Annotated in this window: 13 protein-coding genes and 1 pseudogene; 3 read left to right on the top strand and 11 right to left on the bottom strand. The window is 69.1% G+C overall.

Annotation, left to right across the window (positions count from 1 at the left end; genetic code table 11):
- The first annotated feature begins 19 nt into the window (after positions 1 to 19).
- Entirely contained in the window at positions 20 to 964 is a 945-nt protein-coding gene (locus tag QF036_RS03775) for a LysR family transcriptional regulator (protein WP_307105756.1), read from the top strand.
- On the opposite strand, the gene QF036_RS03770 is transcribed toward QF036_RS03775, so the two are convergent.
- The 3 genes from QF036_RS03770 to QF036_RS03760 form a co-directional block, all read right to left on the bottom strand.
- Positions 943 to 1923: a spermidine synthase gene (locus QF036_RS03770; RefSeq protein ID WP_373460073.1), complete on the bottom strand. Its 981-nt coding sequence runs from the start codon at positions 1921 to 1923 to the stop codon at positions 943 to 945. The genes QF036_RS03775 and QF036_RS03770 overlap by 22 nt on opposite strands.
- Positions 1924 to 2045: 122 nt before the next feature.
- The gene (gene rfaE2, locus QF036_RS03765) at positions 2046 to 3563 is read right to left on the bottom strand and encodes a D-glycero-beta-D-manno-heptose 1-phosphate adenylyltransferase (RefSeq protein ID WP_307105751.1); all 1518 of its coding nucleotides are present in this window, start codon (positions 3561 to 3563) and stop codon (positions 2046 to 2048) included.
- A gap of 80 nt (positions 3564 to 3643) precedes the next feature.
- A complete protein-coding gene (locus QF036_RS03760; RefSeq protein ID WP_307099370.1) occupies positions 3644 to 5062 on the bottom strand; it encodes an aldehyde dehydrogenase family protein in 1419 nt (472 codons plus the stop codon).
- 277 nt (positions 5063 to 5339) lie between these two features.
- Between QF036_RS03760 and QF036_RS03755 the strand changes: the two genes are divergently transcribed.
- On the top strand, positions 5340 to 6596 hold the full coding sequence (locus QF036_RS03755; protein WP_307099368.1) for a glycosyltransferase family 9 protein: 1257 nt from the start codon (positions 5340 to 5342) through the stop codon (positions 6594 to 6596).
- On the opposite strand, the pseudogene QF036_RS03750 reads toward QF036_RS03755, so the two are convergent.
- The 7 genes and pseudogenes from QF036_RS03750 to QF036_RS03720 form a co-directional block, all read right to left on the bottom strand.
- Positions 6562 to 7265, bottom strand: a pseudogene (locus QF036_RS03750) (SDR family oxidoreductase). The gene QF036_RS03755 and the pseudogene QF036_RS03750 sit on opposite strands and share 35 nt — an antisense overlap.
- Before the next feature lie 43 nt (positions 7266 to 7308).
- A complete protein-coding gene (locus QF036_RS03745; RefSeq protein WP_307099366.1) occupies positions 7309 to 8673 on the bottom strand; it encodes a PfkB family carbohydrate kinase in 1365 nt (454 codons plus the stop codon).
- Positions 8670 to 9398, bottom strand: coding sequence for a D-sedoheptulose-7-phosphate isomerase (locus tag QF036_RS03740; protein ID WP_373460072.1), 729 nt, complete (start codon positions 9396 to 9398; stop codon positions 8670 to 8672). Before QF036_RS03740 ends, QF036_RS03745 begins: the two co-directional genes overlap by 4 nt.
- Positions 9395 to 10648, bottom strand: coding sequence for a glycosyltransferase (locus QF036_RS03735; protein ID WP_307099364.1), 1254 nt, complete (start codon positions 10646 to 10648; stop codon positions 9395 to 9397). Before QF036_RS03735 ends, QF036_RS03740 begins: the two co-directional genes overlap by 4 nt.
- Entirely contained in the window at positions 10645 to 11724 is a 1080-nt protein-coding gene (locus QF036_RS03730; protein ID WP_307099363.1) for a glycosyltransferase family 4 protein, read from the bottom strand. The genes QF036_RS03735 and QF036_RS03730 overlap by 4 nt, the downstream gene beginning before the upstream one ends.
- Positions 11721 to 12797 carry a glycosyltransferase family 9 protein gene (locus tag QF036_RS03725; protein WP_307099361.1) on the bottom strand — a complete coding sequence of 359 codons (1077 nt, stop codon included), beginning with the start codon at positions 12795 to 12797 and terminating at the stop codon, positions 11721 to 11723. The genes QF036_RS03730 and QF036_RS03725 overlap by 4 nt, the downstream gene beginning before the upstream one ends.
- Positions 12794 to 13345: a D-glycero-alpha-D-manno-heptose-1,7-bisphosphate 7-phosphatase gene (locus QF036_RS03720; protein WP_307099359.1), complete on the bottom strand. Its 552-nt coding sequence runs from the start codon at positions 13343 to 13345 to the stop codon at positions 12794 to 12796. Before QF036_RS03720 ends, QF036_RS03725 begins: the two co-directional genes overlap by 4 nt.
- A 114-nt stretch (positions 13346 to 13459) precedes the next feature.
- Here QF036_RS03720 and QF036_RS03715 point away from each other — a divergent pair, with 114 nt between their 5' ends.
- Positions 13460 to 14404: a glycosyltransferase family 9 protein gene (locus QF036_RS03715; RefSeq protein ID WP_307099357.1), complete on the top strand. Its 945-nt coding sequence runs from the start codon at positions 13460 to 13462 to the stop codon at positions 14402 to 14404.
- Here QF036_RS03715 and QF036_RS03710 read toward each other — a convergent pair.
- Complete coding sequence (locus QF036_RS03710) at positions 14299 to 15243, bottom strand: sigma-70 family RNA polymerase sigma factor (protein ID WP_307099355.1); 945 nt, start codon at positions 15241 to 15243, stop codon at positions 14299 to 14301. The two genes, QF036_RS03715 and QF036_RS03710, sit on opposite strands and share 106 nt — an antisense overlap.
- Between the last annotated feature and the right edge of the window lie 165 nt (positions 15244 to 15408).

Raw genomic sequence — 15408 nt, 5'->3', positions numbered from 1 at the left:
TTCGTGCAAAATTGCAGATATGGATGCCAACCCGGACGACCTGCTGGTGCTGCTCGCCGTCTCACGCTCGGCGAAGTTCACGACGGCGGCCCAGGTCCTGGGCCTGAACCACACCACCGTTTCGCGCCGGATTGCCGCACTGGAAAAGGCCCTGGGCGGCCGTGTACTGGCTCGGGCGTCCGGAGGTTGGGAGCTGACTGAGCTCGGCGCCCAGGCCGTGCTGGTGGCTGAGCAGGTGGAGACGGCGGTGCGTGCGCTGGGACCGTCAGGCCACGCGCCTGACCCGATTACCGGCGTCGTACGCATGACGGCGACCGACGGTTTCAGCGCGTACATCGCCGCTCCGGCCGTGGCCCGGCTAAGGAGGGATCACCCGGGGCTCAGCGTCGAGATCGTCACCGTCACGCGCCGGGCCCTGCAGCAACGCTCGGGACTGGACATCGAGGTGGTGGTCGGCGAGCCGCAGGTGCACCGGGCCGAGGCGTTCCGGCTGGGCGAGTACGAGCTCGGGATGTACGCGTCCCGCTCGTACATCGAGGCCAACGGCATGCCGGACTCGGTGGAGGCCCTGACCGCCCATCCGCTCGTGTACTTCGTGGATTCGATGCTGCAGGTGGACGATCTTGACGCACCGCGCCGGCTGGTGCCGGCGATGCGCGAGGGCGTGAGCTCCACCAACGTGTTCGTGCACGTCGAGGCAACCCGGGCTGGCGCCGGGGTGGGATTCCTGCCCTGTTTCATGGCCGACCGGCACGAGGACCTGGTGCGCCTGCTGCCCGGGAACATCGCAGAACGGCTGCCCTACTGGATGGTCCTGCGGCCCGACTCGATGCGCCGGCCGGCCGTCGCCGCAGTGGTGACGGCCCTGCGCGAACAGACCACGGCGCACCGGGAGTGGCTGCTCGGGCAGGGACGCGGCGGCAAAGGCGGGGACGCGGCGGCTCAGCCGCCGGCTAAACGCTGAGGCGCAGGCTCGGCGGGAGGCCGGGGATCGTGGCGCACCTGGGCTCCGGCGGCGAAGGCCCGGACCTTGGCATCGTCCCAGATGTGAGCGGGTACCGCCCCGCCCAGGAGCCGCCGCGCGAGTTGCGGATCGTCCTCGAACGGCTGGTCGCTGCCGGCCATCACCATGTTGCCGTACCGGCGTCCCTTCAGCATGGCCGGGTCGGCGATGATGATGGTGTGCCCGAACGCCGCCGCGATGGTGGCCGCCTCCTCACGGGCGTTTTTCAGGTCCGGGCCGTCGCCCGAATTCACCACGTAAATACCGCCGGGCGCCAGCACCCGCCGCACGTGCGCGTTGAACTCAGCGGTGGTCAGCGGATAGGGGGTAACCGCGCCGGCGAACACGTCCCTGATGATGAAGTCGCGGGTGTCCGGGGTGAGCGTTTCCGTCACAGCGCGGGCCTCGCCGACGCGCAGCCGCAGCAGCGGGGCCTTGGGCAGGTCGAACCAGCCGCGGACGTACTCGGCAAGCTTCCCGTCGAGTTCCACCACCACCTGCCGGGCGTCCGGGTAGGCAGCATGGAAGTAGCGGGCCAGCGAGCAGGCCCCGCCGCCCAGGTGCAGGCCCCGCAGCCTGGGCCTGGACTCGGTCGGCCAGCGGGATTCGATCAGGGCGGACATCCAGCGCATGTACTCGAAGTCGAGGAACAGCGGATCGGCAAGGTCGATGTGGGAGCTCATCACACCGTTGATGCGCAGGAGCCAGCCGGTGGAGTTGTCCTGGTCGGCAATGAGCTCGCAGTCGCCGGTGTCGATGTAGTAGATGCCCTCAACGGGGCCATCTGCACGGACTCCCCCGGGACGCGGCTGACTGGCATCTTCCAGCACGTTGGAGGCCGTTGCCGTGCCTCTTCTGCCGCCGGATTTGGTGGCGGTTTTGGGTCCGGATTTGCCGCCTGACTTAATGCGCCGTGCCATCAGTTCTCCGCCGCTTCCGTCATGCTTCAAGCCTAGTTGACCGCGGGCTGCCCTAGATCTCGACAGGCTCGATCAGCGGGCGACAGGCTCGTTCAGCGGGCGACAGGCCAGCCCAGCGAGCTCTACGCCTCCGGCACGGGCGCTCCCCCGCCGTTGCGGATGCGCTGGACCATGGCCGTCGTGGAGCGCTCGGCCACGTAGTCGAGGATGGTCACCGTGCCGCCGTAGGCCTCCACGGCTTCGGTTTCGGCCAGCATCTCCGGCGTGTAGTCCCCGCCCTTGGCATAGATTTCCGGCCGCAGCTGTTCGATCAGGGGAATCGGCGTCGGGGTGTCGAAGACGGTGACGTAATCCACGCAGCTCAGGGCGGCGATCACGGCTGCCCGGTCCGCCACGCTGTTAATGGGACGGTCCGGCCCCTTGAGCTTCCGGACGGAGTCGTCGCTGTTGAGCGCCACCACCAGGATGTCGCCGAGCTGCTTGGCCTGGTTCAGGTAGCGCGTATGCCCGCGGTGCAGGACGTCGAAACAGCCGTTGGTCAGCACCACCCGCTGGCCGTCGCTGCGGTGGGCACGGATGTGCCGTTCCAGTTCGTCGGCCGCCAGGGCCGTGTCCGCGAAGCTTTCCAGGTAACGGCCCAGCTCGTCCGTGCCGCAGACCGACGTCCCCGGATGGTGGACCACCACGTCCGCCGCCGCCTGTGCGAGGTCGAGGCTGGCTGTCAGCGGCAGCGACGCGGCACGCGCCAGAGTCAGCGCCGCCACGAAGGTGTCGCCCGCGCCGGAGGCCTGCTTCTCGGCAGCCGGCCTCGCCCACGTCCTGTGCGGGTTTCCGGCCGCCGGGATGAGGACCGTTCCGTCCCGGTCCAGCGTGACCACGACGGCGCGTGCCCCCGTCGCCTGCAGCAGTTCGCCGCCGTGCGCGGTCACTACATCTGCACGCTCGGGCCCGCTGCCCAGCCGAAGGTCCAGCATCCTGGCCGCCTCCTGCGCGTTGGGCGTGACCAGGTCCGGTTCAAGTCCTGCCCACGGACGGGGATCGTGCGCGTCCACCACCACAAGTGTGTCCCGCCCACGGCGGGCAAGGGTCCCGATGAGCCGGCTACGCACCGGTTCCGCGAGGACTCCCGTTCCGTAGTCGCAGATCACCACCGCGTTCTGGCGTCCGACGGCGGTGGGCACCGCCGCTTCGAACGTCGCCAAGGCCTCGGCCGGGACAGCCTTCGCCGAATCGTCGAAGCGCAGCAGGACCTGGCCGCCGCTGCTGATCCGGACCTTGGTGGTGGTGACCATGTCCGGGTGCTCGGCGAGCAGCGTGGTGTCCACCCCGGCGGCGGTCAGCTGGCGCCTAAGTTCCGCGCCGGCGTCGTCCGCCCCGATGATGCCGGCCACGCTGACCCGGGCGCCGAGGGCAGCCAGGTTCATGGCGGTGTTGGCCGCGCCGCCGGGAGCAAAGTCACGGCGGGCGATGTCCACCACGGGAGCGGGGGCCTCGCGGCACATCCTGTCGATCGAGCCGGTCCACCAGCCGTCGAGCATGAAGTCGCCCACCACGGTGATGGCCGGCTGCTCCTGGGCCAGCCTCCGGGGAAGCCACGCGGCAAGGCCGCGCTGTTCGGAAAGCACTGGTTCGGAAAGCATTGGTTCGGAACGCACTGGTTCGGAACGCTGCCGCCCGCCGTCGTCCCCCGCGAGTCCTCCGGCACCGGGTGCTGCGGCCGTCACGACGCTGCCCCGTCGGTTTCACGGGCAGGCGGCGCAGCGATGTGCACCACCTTGACCCGGGTGAATTCGTCCAGGAGTTCGGGGCCGTAGCCAAACCCGTGCCCGCTTGCGCCCCGCGGCTGGGCGGCCCCGCCTGGTGCACCACCGAACACCTCGTTGACCTTGACGGTCCCCACCGGCAGCACGGCAACGGCCTGCTGGGCGTGGGCGATGGTGCCGGTCAGAACGGTGGCGGCAAGTCCGTACCGGCAGGCCGCGGCGAGGGCCAGCCCTTCCTCGAAGCTGTCCACCACGCGCACGGGAGCAACAGGGCCGAATGTCTCCTCGGCCATGACGTCCATTGTGTCGGCGCAGTCCACCAGGACCGTGGCCGGGTAGAAGGCTCCGGGCCCGTCCGGGACCGTGCCGCCTTCGATGGCCCGCGCGCCCAGCTGCAGCGCCTCGGCAACGTGCCGGTGGACCGTGTCCCGCATCCGGGTATCCACGAGCGGCGCGAGTGGATGTTCCGTGTTGCGGTCCCGGGCCTGCCCGGCGAGCGCCTGGCAAAACGGTTCGGCGATGGACCGGTGGACGTAGATCCGCTCCACCGAGGTGCAGATCTGTCCGCTGTTGCTGAACGCCCCGATCGCCGCCTGCTCCGCGGCCCAGCCGGGGTCCACGTCCGCGTCCACCAGCAGCGGGTCGTTTCCGCCGTTTTCCCTGATGACATAGGCACCCGTCAGCACCGCCGCCCGCGCTATCCGGTCACCGGTCGCGCTGGATCCGACGTGGGCGAACATGTCGACGTCAGGCTGCTGGGTCAGGAGGATCCCGACGTCGGCCCCTCCGGTAAGCGTGACCAGCACGTTGGGCGGAAATACCGGCGCCAGTACCTCCCCCAGCAGCTTTCCCAAGTGCGGGCACCGCTCGCTCGGTTTATGAATGGCAGTGTTCCCGGTGACAAGGGCGGCCCCGATGAGTCCGCAGGCCACGGCGACGGGATCGTTCCACGGGGTCAGGAGGACTGTCACGCCGCGGGGCTCGGCGACGGTGTAATCAGCTGCCAGCGCGTTGCCGCGCAGGCTGTGCCCCCGGTGTACGGGCCCAAGTTCCGCGTACTGCTCCAGCGTGGAAACGCCGGCGGCAATGCCGGCAAGGGCCTCATCCAGCGGACGGCCGGTCTCCTGCGCGTTCAGTTCCGCAAGCCCGGAGGCGGCCGCGTCCAGTGCCCGGGCTGCCTCGCGCAGCAGCTTGCCACGCTCCCCCGCAGGCGTGGCCGCCCAGCCGGGCTGGGCAGCGCGGGCAGCCGCCACGGCTCCCGCCACATCATCTGCTCCGGCAACGGAAAGACTGCCGACGGTTTCCCCGGTTCGCGGGTTCAGGATGGTGAGCATGTCTTCGGCATTGGCCAGCTCGCTGGTGATGGTCGATTGCATGTGGCTCCTCACTGGGGATGGGCATGCTGCTCTGTGTTTCGGGCGACCGTTCCCGCCCTCTCTGAGGTGATCCGTACCCCGGCGCCGAAGCGTTTACACGCGTCGGCAGCAGGAGTTTTTCGAGCCGGCGGGCAGGGTCCCACTGAGCAGGCGGGCCAAGTTTTCAGAGCCGGCGGGCCGATCCCGTTGAGCTGGCAATACAGGGCCGATGCACCGTATGGTGGCTCCACTGAACCCATCCCGACCTGAACGATCCGGAGCCGAGAGGGCTGACACCATGGAACTCTTCAACGCCGACTTCGGCGGAGCACACATTACCGGGCAGGGAATTGGCCCCGTTTTGGAAGCCTTCAGCGGTATCTCCCGCATCGCCGTCCTCCGTGGCGGCGGCCTGGGTGACCTGATGTTTGCCCTACCGGCGGTGGCAGCGTTGAAGGCCGCATATCCGGACGCCAGCGTCACACTGCTGGGCACGCCGGTCCATGCTGAACTGCTGTCCCAGACCGTGGGACCGGTGGATGAGACGGTGATTCTGCCGTTTTCCGAAGGGGTCCGCCCCGGGCCGGAAGACGACGACGAACTGGAGCGGTTCTTTGCCGGGATGCGCGCCAGGAACTTTGACCTGGCCGTCCAGCTGCACGGCGGGGGCCGGTACTCCAATCCGTTCCTGCTCCGCCTCGGCGCCCGCCACACCGTGGGCACCAGGACTGCGGATGCCGCTCGGCTGGAGCGGACTGTGCCCTACCTGTATTACCAGCATGAGCCGCTCCGGGCGCTCGAGGTGGCGGGATTCGCCGGTGCCCCTCCCGGTGAGCTGGAGGCCAGGCTCCAGGCGCTCCCGGAGTTTCGCCGGCAGCTTGAGCAGGAGCTGCTGGGAAACGGCGGGCCGGGGCATGGCAACGGCGCGCCCGGGAACCACCGGGTGCTCGTGATCCATCCGGGCGCCTCCGATGAGCGCCGGCGCTGGCCGGCGGAACGCTTCGCCGCGGTGGCCCGGAAGGCCGCCGACGACGGCTTCCGGGTATATGTGGTCGGCGACAGCAGTGAAAAGGAACTGGCCGAGACTGTGGTGGAGCTCGCCGCCGAGCCGTCCGGCACAGCACAGTCCGGGACTGGGCAATCCGGGACAGGGCAGATCGGCAGAGGGCAGTCTCAGGACGTCCGCCCGGCCGTTGAGTCACTCGCAGGCAAACTCAGCCTCGGCGAGCTCGCAGCGCTGCTGGCCGGCAGCGCCGTCGTGGTGGCGAACGACAGCGGGCCACGCCACCTCGCCCAGGCCTTGGGCACACCCACCGTGGGTATCTTCTGGGCGGGCAATGCCATCAACGCCGCGCCGCTGGGACGCAGCATGCACAGAATCCACCTCGGCTGGGCCACGCGCTGCGAAGTGTGCGGCGTGGACGTCACCCAGGTCGGGTGGACGGCCCCCCGGTGCCCGCATGACGAGTCCACCGTGAAGGCCGTCGAACCCTCAGAGGTTTACGAGGATGTTCTCCAGCTCACGGCCACGAGCCCTCTTCCTCATGGCAGATAAGCATTTCGCGGACCTCGCAGCCGGTGGGCTGGGACAGCGCGAACAGGATGGCCTGGGCCACGTTGCCGGGGTCGTTCAGGCGTGAGTCGTCCTGCGGTTTGTACTGCTCGGCCCGGTCGTCGAAGAAGCGCGTCTTCATGCCGCCGGGAATCATGGTGGTCACGCCAATCTCGCCGCCCGTCTCGGCCGCCAGCGCATGGCTGAAGCCCACCACCCCGAATTTTGACGCGCAGTAGGCGGTTGCCTCCGGCAGTGCCCGTTTGCCCAGCGTGGACGCGATGGTGACCACCCGCCCCCGCGGGACTCCTTGAGGTAGGGAAGGGCCGCCCGCACGACCGACACCGTGCCCATCAGGTTGACGCCGATGACGCGTTCCCATTCCTCCGCGGCCACGTCCTCCAGCTTGCCGCACCGGTCGATGCCCGCCGCGGTGACCACGGCATCCAGCCCGTCCAGCGTCTCGGCTGCCTGCCGGACAGCCTCGGTCACGGCGACGCGGTCGGCGACGTCCACCTCAAACGCCTTCGCCGCGGCGACGTTCCGGATGTCCCGGTCCAGCACCACCGGGGTTCCCCCGGCTTTCAGCACGGCATCGACGACGGCGGCCCCCAGTCCGGAGGCACCGCCGGTTACCAGGACCCGGCCGGGCCGGAAAGTCGATTCAGTCATGGTGTTCCTTTCGCTTGGGACTAATTCAGGATTGCGGTGCAGTTCAGCTGACCTTCGCCAGGGCGTCTGCGAGGACGGACGTGGACCGGGCTTGGTGGAACGGCACCGTAACGCAGCGCCCTCCCCAGCTCTCGACCAGCCCGGCCTCGGGCAGGTCCGACGCACGATAATCGCCGCCCTTCACCCAGACGTCCGGCCGGAGCAATTCCAGGCAGGCCTCCGGAGTGTCCTCCCCGAAGACCAGGACGGCGTCCACGCACTCGAGTGCCAGGAGGAGTTCCGCCCGGTCCTGCTGGCTCACAATGGGCCGCTGCTCGCCCTTGATCCGGCGCACCGACTCGTCAGAGTTCAAGCACACGATCAGGCAGTCGCCAAGATCCCTGGCAGCTGCAAGCGTGCGGGCATGGCCGGCGTGCAGCAGGTCGAAGCAGCCTCCGGTGGCCACCACGGTTCCTCCGTTGGCGCGCACCCGCCGGGCAAGGCCGAGGGCGTCTTCCTCACGGCTGTGGTGCCAGACCGGCCTGTGGCGGTCCGGCAGAGAAGCAACCCCGCCGGCGCCGAGGAAGGCGGCGGCTTCCTTGATGGCCAGTCCGGCGGCGTCACTCAGGCTGCGGCCCTCCGCCAAGTGGACGGCCAGGCTGGCCGCGAGCCTGTCCCCGGCGCCGCAGGGGTCGGTGACCTCCGTGGGAGGAGCCGGGATGCTCACGGGTAAAGAGTCCTGCTGTGACAGCAGGATGCCTCCCTGCTCGCCCATGGTCACGAGGACCGCCTGGCTCTGCCAGCGGTCCATCAGGGCAGTGCCGACGGCGGCAATCGACGCTGGCGTTCCGGTCCCCGTCCCCGCGGCCTTGGCAGCCTCGGACAGGTTCGGGGTCACCACCGCCACCCCGGCCACCGGAACTGCGCCGGCAGGATGCGGGTCCCACACAATTGGGATGTGGCCCGCCCGGGCGGCGAGCACGTCGCGGACCTCTTGGTTGGCGGCAAGACCGCGTCCATAGTCGGCCACGACGATCGCTTCGGCGCGCTCCAGCGCCCTGAGCATACCTGCGGTTGCCGCCGGCACCTCCGGCCGCTCGCACCCTTCATCCACCCGCACCACCGGCTGGCGGCCCGCCCGGACGCGGGTCTTAACCGGCGTCCTCGCGCCGGAGGGACCGGAGACCACCCGCACCCCGGCGAGCGCGCCCTCCAGTTCGAGGGAGGCGTCGTCGTCGGAAAGCACGGTCACCAGGGTGACGCGGTGGCCGTCCTGCGCCAGCATCCGGGCCACGAGTCCGGCACCGCCTGCCCTGCGGCGGACGTCGGAGACGTCCACCACCGGGACGGGGGCGTCGGGGCACAAACGCGTTGCCTCACCGGACATGTCGACGTCGAGCAAAACGTCACCCACCACTGCGATCATCATCCGCGATCAGCCTCCGCCCCGGGAACGCCCTTGCCCTTGCGGGCCACCTCGGCCTCGAATGCCCGGCAGATGGCGTGGAGGGCGATCAGGTGCCCTTCCTGCGCATTGGCCGAGACGGCATCGACGGCCACGGCGTCGTCACAGCAGGACGCCAGCGGGTTGGGTGCCGGCCCGGTCAGGGCCCACGTGGTCACGTTCAGCCTGGCCGCCGCCTCTGCTGCACGGAGCAGGTTGGGGCTCTGGCCGCTCGTGGACAGCAGCACGAGGATGTCCCCGGACCTGCCGTGGGCGCGGACCTGCCGCGCGAAGAGCTCCGCGTAGCCGTAGTCATTGGCGATGGCCGTAACGGCCGAACTCTCCGCGTGCAGGGAGATCGCGGAAAAGGGCATCCGCTCACCGTCGAACCTACCCACGAGTTCGGCTGTCAGGTGCTGCGCTTCGGCGGCGGACCCGCCGTTCCCGGCAGCGAGAAGCTTCTGCCCGCTAAGCAAGCGCTGGGCCAGCTCCACGCCCCAGGCCGCCAGCCTGTCGGCTTGGCTTTCCAGGGACCGCAGGGCGGGCAGGACGTTCCCAAGATGGGTCCGCACTGCCTCCCGCGAACCGGCACAGGCCTCCTGTTCGGCGTCATCCTGTGAGGAGACCGCGTCCGGGGAAGGGAAACCGGGCGTGGCGCCAACCCGGTGGATGGCAGGAAGCTCAGCCTCCCGCAGGGATTCCGCAGTCACAGTGCCGCTCCTTCCATCGGTTCCAGGCTGCCCGCGTCCGCAGAGCCTGCGATGGCCAACTGGTAGGCCTTTTCGGTTTCGGCTGCCACCCTGTTCCAGGAGTAGCGGGCCCTTGCCCGCCGCTCGCCGGCCCGCCCGAGTTTTTCGCGCAGGTCCGGGCTGGCCAACAGGGTGCCGATGGCTTCTGCGATGGCTTCAGGGTCCTTCGGCGGCACGTGCAGGCCGGTTCCCCGGTCCACCACGCTGTCAGTCAGGCCTCCCACCGCCGCGGCGACCACCGGAACGCCACACGCCATGGCCTCCAGGGGAACGATGCCGAAGGGCTCGTACCAGGGAGTGCAGACCACAGCGTCCGCACTTCGGAAGATTCCGGGCATGGCTTCCCTGGGCACCTGGCCCCTGAGCTCCACATGGGCCGCCACGCCGAGGTCCCGGGCCAGATCCAGTAGCCGGCGCGCCTCCGGATTCTCCCCGCCCTCATCGGCGCCGCCGCCCACGATGAGCAGCTCGACGTCGTCGAACCCCTCCTTCAGCAGATAAGGCAGCGCGCGGATCACCAGGTCCACGCCCTTGCGCGGAACCAGCCGGCCAACAGAAAGGATGCGGTGCGAACGGGCCGGAACGTCGGCCGGGCCGCCGCTGGAGAAGAGCTCCAGGTCCACCCCGCAAGGAGCGATGGAAACCCGGCGGGTATCAATCCCCATGGCCCTCAGTTCGAAGACCTCGTCCGAGCACGTGGCCACAATCCGGTCAGCCGACCGGCCCACGGACGGTTCGAGGAACCGCCTCTCGGCCGGGCTGGTGTCGGCGGCACCCTGGTGGCGGCGCTTGACGGTGCCCAGCGCGTGGAAGGTCTGCACCACGGGAACCCGGAAGCCGCCGGGCTCCCGCCGTGCGGCGTCCAGCGCGGCGACGCCAGACATCCAGAAGTGACCGTGCACCACGTGCGGCGGCGAGTCACCCCAGTCCTGGACCACGCCATCCGCCAGGGCGCCCATGTAAGGGAGGAGCTCGTCCTTGGGCACATGTTCGGCCGGGCCGGCCTCCACATGTACTACCTCAAGCCGGGGATGCACCCGCACCCTCGCAGGCAGATCCGGCGCGTCGCGCCGGGTGTACACGGTCACGCGATGGCCCCGCCGGGCCAGCGCTGATGAAAGCGCGGCCACGTGCACGTTCTGGCCGCCTGCGTCCACTCCGCCGAGCGCTGCCAAAGGACTGGCGTGTTCCGAAATCATTGAGATCTTCAATGGGTATTCCTTTCTCGCGCCGCGGACAGGGCATCCGGCCCGGACCCCTCTGAAGCTGCATCCGCGGATGCAGCCACCTCCTCAGACCCCCGCTGCGGACCGTCCCCCAGATGTGTCGGGGCCAGATCGGCCAGCACCTCATCCCAGTCCGCCAGGAAACGCTCAAGTCCGTAGCGCTCGAGGGCGGCCTCCCGTGCCGCCTTACCCCGCCGTCGGGCTTCCTCGGGGTCGTTGATCAGCAGCCGGGCACACTGGCGCAGCTCCTCAACATCTGTGGAGATGCAGCCCGCCTCAGGCGGGACAGCCCGGGACGCCTCGGTGGTGGCCAGCGCCAGGACCGGCATGCCGAGGTGCATCGCTTCCAGCAGCGCCAGCCCAAGGGAGGTCCAACGGAGTGGGTGCAGGTAAGCCCGGCAGCGCGCGAGTTCGCGGTGGAGCTCGTCGGTTTTCAGGTCGCCCCGGACCGTTAGCCGCGGCCCGGGAATGCCCGTGGCCTCCGCCAGCCCGTCACCTCCCATGCCGAAGACCTGGAGCGGGGCTGTGGTGGCGAAGCGGGACAGCAAGTCCGTGCCTGTCACCCGTCCGCGGCGGACCGGTTCATTGACCACCACACCCAGCTCCGGAGCCTCGCCTGTATAGAGGTAGCCGGGGTCCGCGATGCCATGCTCGATGACCTTGGTCGGGGCGCGGCCGCTGTCCCAGAACAGCTCGTTGAAATGGGTCACGTGGACGATCGGAATCTCGCGTTGCTCCCCGAGCGGATGGACGGTGAAAGGAACATCGCCCTTGGGGGTGTTGTGTTCCACATACACAGCGGGAAGATCGGTGCCGGGCCGGCGGCCCAGGACGCGCCTGACCTCCGCGGCTTCCTCCGGACGCTGGAGCACCACGGCGTCAATGCTGCTGGCGTCCAGCTCGGCAAGCGTGACCTCCCGCACGGAGGCTGGCCAGTTCCGGCCCGCCCGCCCCAGCCCCCATGGACCGCCCCCCGGCAGGACCGGCAGCAGGTACTCGTGCCGGCCGCGGACAAACGCGTCCGTCCACGACCCGTGCACGTGCCAAAGCAAAATTCTCATCGTTTCCGGACCTTTCTCCGTGTGCTGAGCGAGGAGACCCCGCTCAGCAGTCGTTCGACCGCTTCCACCACCTGTTCTGGCGAAACCGAGCTAAGGCAGGGATGTCCCGGTACCGGACAGATGCGTGCGCGGCTCAGCCTGCATGGTGCATTCTGGTCGCCCAGCAGTTCCAGCGGAACGCCGTACGGCGCCCAGCGGACGGCGGGCACAACGGGCGAAAACAGGCTCACCACCGGGGTTCCGACGGCGGCGGCCAGATGTGCAGGTCCGGTGTTTCCGGTGACCACAACGTCAGCGTTGGCAAGGACACCGGACAAGGTGGAAAGGTCAGTCCGCCCGCCGAGATCGATGGCTGAAGGGCCGGCCACCGTTGCAGTAAGGGCTGTTTCACCCGGGCCCCCGGTGACGACCACCCTGTGGCCAGCGCCCTCCAGCAGCTCCACGGCCGCCGCATGGTGCAGCGGGGGCCAGGCCCGGGCCGGCACCGTGGCTCCGGGATGGACCACCACGTAGGGCCCGTCCCCCACCAGGTGCCGGACCGCCGGAGGATCCTTAACCATCAGCTTTCCGTCGTCTCCGGTCTTTAGCCGGAATCCCGCCGCGCGGGCGATGCCCAGCGCCCGCACGGACTCCGGCTGGTCCTCCGGAAAGTCCTCGCCGGGTTTCAGCCGGACGTCTAAGAGGGAGCCCGCGTAGTCGGTGGAAGCCCCGGTGATGCGCTCCACACCGGCCAGCCGAAGGAGGAGCGCCAGGGGAAGAGGCGACTGGTGGAAAGAGGTGAGGATAACGGCTTCGGTGATGCGGGAATTCCGGACAAAGCCCACCAGCGAGTCCAGGTGCGGGCCCGTCACCGGCGGTGCAGGATTGCTGATCCACGGGGCATCCCAGGCAAAAACGTCCGCGACGCTGGGCAGCAGCGAGGCGGCCGACTGGCCCTGCGGCCCGCAAAGCACGACGACGTCGTTGGGGCTGCCGCCGTCGGCCCGCCGTCCGTTCGCCACGGCCCTGACCGCCGGGCCTGCCAGAAGAACGTCACCGACGCTGTCCAGCCGGGCCACCAGGACCCGGCTCATGCGAGTCCTCGAAGCAGCGTTCCCTGCAGCAACAGGGAAACGGCCTGTTCGAGGTCCGCGGCAACCTCGGGGGCTGCGGTGATTTCCTCGGGCCGGGTTTGGGGAGTGGGGACAAGGACACCGCGTGCGCCCGCGGCCGCGGCCGCCTCGACGTCGCTGCCGATGTCTCCGATGAATGCCGCCTCTGACGGGTCGATGCCAAGACGGCGGCACGCGCTCTGGATCATCCCAGGGGCGGGCTTGCGGCACCGGCAGCCGTCCGCGGCCTCGTGCGGACAGACTTCCCAGACGTCAAAAGGTCCCAGAAGGTCCTCCACCCGGGCGTTCACGCTGTCCACCTCCTCCTGGGTCAGGAGTCCGCGGGCAATGCCTGACTGGTTACTCAGCACGCCGGTAGCCAGGCCCAGGCTGCGCACCTCGTCGAGGACCTTCCGTGCCCCGGGCAGTGGCCTGACCAGCTCCGCGTTGCCGTTGTAAGGCACGTCAAACACCAGCGTCCCGTCCCGGTCGAACAGCACGGCCTTGAGCGTAGAAGCATCAGTTGCCATATCCCCTTCGTTCCCCGCCCACCCGAGACCTAAACAAAAGGCCGCGTACTTCTTCTCGGCTAGAATCCTCGACAGGCGGCCCAGCCGGGCCGCCTGAAGACGAGGAAGGCCTCAGTGGAAGCACCGAACGGCAAGCACGAACTACCTGTCCTGCTGGTCCTGCGGGCCCTGAAGCTTGGCGACCTGCTGGTTGCCGTCCCCGCGCTGCGCGCCCTGCGCCGCGCCTATCCGGAACACCGCCTGCTGTACGCGGCTCAGGGCTGGCTGGAGGACGCCCTGGAGCTGGTGGGGGGCTACGAACTGCTTCCGACCCACGGCCTGGATGTTCCGATTCCCATCGAGGCAGGCAAGGTGGACATCGCCGTGAACCTGCACGGCAGCGGACCTGAAAGCGAGGCACGGCTCGCCGCCGTGCGCCCCAGGACGATCGTTGGCCACCGCACGTCTGCACGGCCCGGCCCGGAGTGGATGCAGGACATCCATGAGCGTGAGCGGTGGACCAGGCTGCTGCAGTGGCATGGCATTGACGCCGAACCGGACGATTTCCGCCTTCTCCCGCCTGCCCTTCCCAGCCCCTGCCCCGGCGCCACGGTGCTGCACGTAGGGGCCGCCTATGGCAGCCGGCTCTGGCCGGAGGACCGCTTTGCCGAAGTAGCCCGCACCCTCTCGGAGGATGGCCACCAGGTCGTGTTCACCGGCAGTTCAGGGGAACGGCCCCGGGCCGTGGACGTTGCACGGCTCGCGGGGCTACCGGAAGCACAGGTCCTGGCGGGAAAACTGCGGCTGGCCGAATTCATGGCCGCCATCGCCGAGGCCCGGCTGGTGGTCTCCGCAGACACCGGCGCGGCACACCTGGCCTCTGCGTATTCGCGGCCTTCGGTGGTGCTTTTCGGTCCCGCCCCCGCCGAGGTCTGGGGCCCGCCGCCGGGGCCGCATATTGTGCTGACAGACGCTCAGGCGCGCCGCGGTGACACCTTCGCGGCCACGCCGGATCCGGCCCTGCTGGCGGTTTCGGTGGCAGATGTCCTGGATGCTGTCGGGAGGCTTTCGCTGCGCTGAGCTGTGGGGGCACTGTCCGGCGCGGCCGCACCATCCTGACTGGCCGGCTCCCGGCCGAGCTTGCCTGCGGTCCGGCCCTCCTCGTCAAGCAGCCGGCGCTGAAGCCACACCAGAATTCGGGACAGGCGCCGGGATACCTGCATCTGGGAAATGCCGAACCGTTTGCCCAGTTCCATCTGGGTCTCCTCCCGGAAGTACCGCCGGTACAGCATCTCGCGGTCGTCGGGGTCCAGTTCCTGGATCGCTTCATTGAGGCATACCAGTTCCTCGAGGTGCTCGATCGGCTGGTCGGGCGAGACCAGGCCCTCGCCCATTGTCGGCCCGCCCCACGGATCCGGACTGTCCAGCGAGTCGGGATGCATGCTGCTGCCTGCCGCCTGCGCTTCCCGCACGTCCGCGGTACTGACGCCCAGCTCGCTTGCAAGTTCCTGCGCCGACGGGGTCCGTCCCAGCGACTGGGCCAGGTCCGGGGCCGTGTGCAGGAGCTGTGTCCGGACGTCCTGGACCCGCCGCGGCGGCCGGACGGTCCAGCACCGGTCACGCAGAAAACGCTTAAGTTCGCCGCTGATGGTGGGTGCGGCGTAGGCGGGAAAACTTTCGCCCTTCTCTGCGTCAAAGCCCCGCGCTGCCTTGACGAGTCCCAGATAGGCCACTTGGACCAGGTCTGAACGTTCCCGTCCTCGAGCGGCGTACCGCGAGGCAAGGGACTCCGCCAGGTCAAGGTAATTGAGTACCAGCTGGTTCTGGAAGGCATCGTGCAGCCGTCCCGTTTGGGCCGAAGGCTGGGAGGCTGCCTGCGGTGGGCCGGTCATGGACAAGGAGGGCGGAGTTTCTGGCATTGTCGGGGTTCCTTCGATCGGGATCTCGAGAAAGCCTGCGGCAAGACTTAGAAGAAGGAAATCATAAGCGTGCTTATTACACAATGGCTCGAGACGATAGGCTCGAAGAAGCACCAAGGCCAAGCTACCGTCACCAGACTGCCTGACTTTGGGGTTCCACGGCAA

The organism is Arthrobacter globiformis (genome assembly GCF_030817195.1).
GTDB classification, from domain to species: domain Bacteria; phylum Actinomycetota; class Actinomycetes; order Actinomycetales; family Micrococcaceae; genus Arthrobacter; species Arthrobacter globiformis_D.
Note: the sequence above shows the minus strand (reverse complement) of the source record. Positions and strands in the feature narration are given on the sequence as shown.

Bases quoted from the DNA above. Each gene is read 5' to 3' on its own strand.
- QF036_RS03730 (WP_307099363.1), bottom strand. From the start codon at position 11,724: ATGAGAATTTTGCTTTGGCACGTGCACGGGTCGTGGACGGACGCGTTT.
- QF036_RS03745 (WP_307099366.1), bottom strand. From the start codon at position 8,673: ATGATGATCGCAGTGGTGGGTGACGTTTTGCTCGACGTCGACATGTCC.
- QF036_RS03770 (WP_373460073.1), bottom strand. From the start codon at position 1,923: ATGGCACGGCGCATTAAGTCAGGCGGCAAATCCGGACCCAAAACCGCC.
- QF036_RS03760 (WP_307099370.1), bottom strand. From the start codon at position 5,062: ATGCAATCGACCATCACCAGCGAGCTGGCCAATGCCGAAGACATGCTC.
- QF036_RS03775 (WP_307105756.1), top strand. From the start codon at position 20: ATGGATGCCAACCCGGACGACCTGCTGGTGCTGCTCGCCGTCTCACGC.
- QF036_RS03720 (WP_307099359.1), bottom strand. From the start codon at position 13,345: ATGGCAACTGATGCTTCTACGCTCAAGGCCGTGCTGTTCGACCGGGAC.
- rfaE2 (WP_307105751.1), bottom strand. From the start codon at position 3,563: ATGCTTTCCGAACCAGTGCTTTCCGAACAGCGCGGCCTTGCCGCGTGG.
- QF036_RS03710 (WP_307099355.1), bottom strand. From the start codon at position 15,243: ATGCCAGAAACTCCGCCCTCCTTGTCCATGACCGGCCCACCGCAGGCA.
- QF036_RS03755 (WP_307099368.1), top strand. From the start codon at position 5,340: ATGGAACTCTTCAACGCCGACTTCGGCGGAGCACACATTACCGGGCAG.
- QF036_RS03725 (WP_307099361.1), bottom strand. From the start codon at position 12,797: ATGAGCCGGGTCCTGGTGGCCCGGCTGGACAGCGTCGGTGACGTTCTT.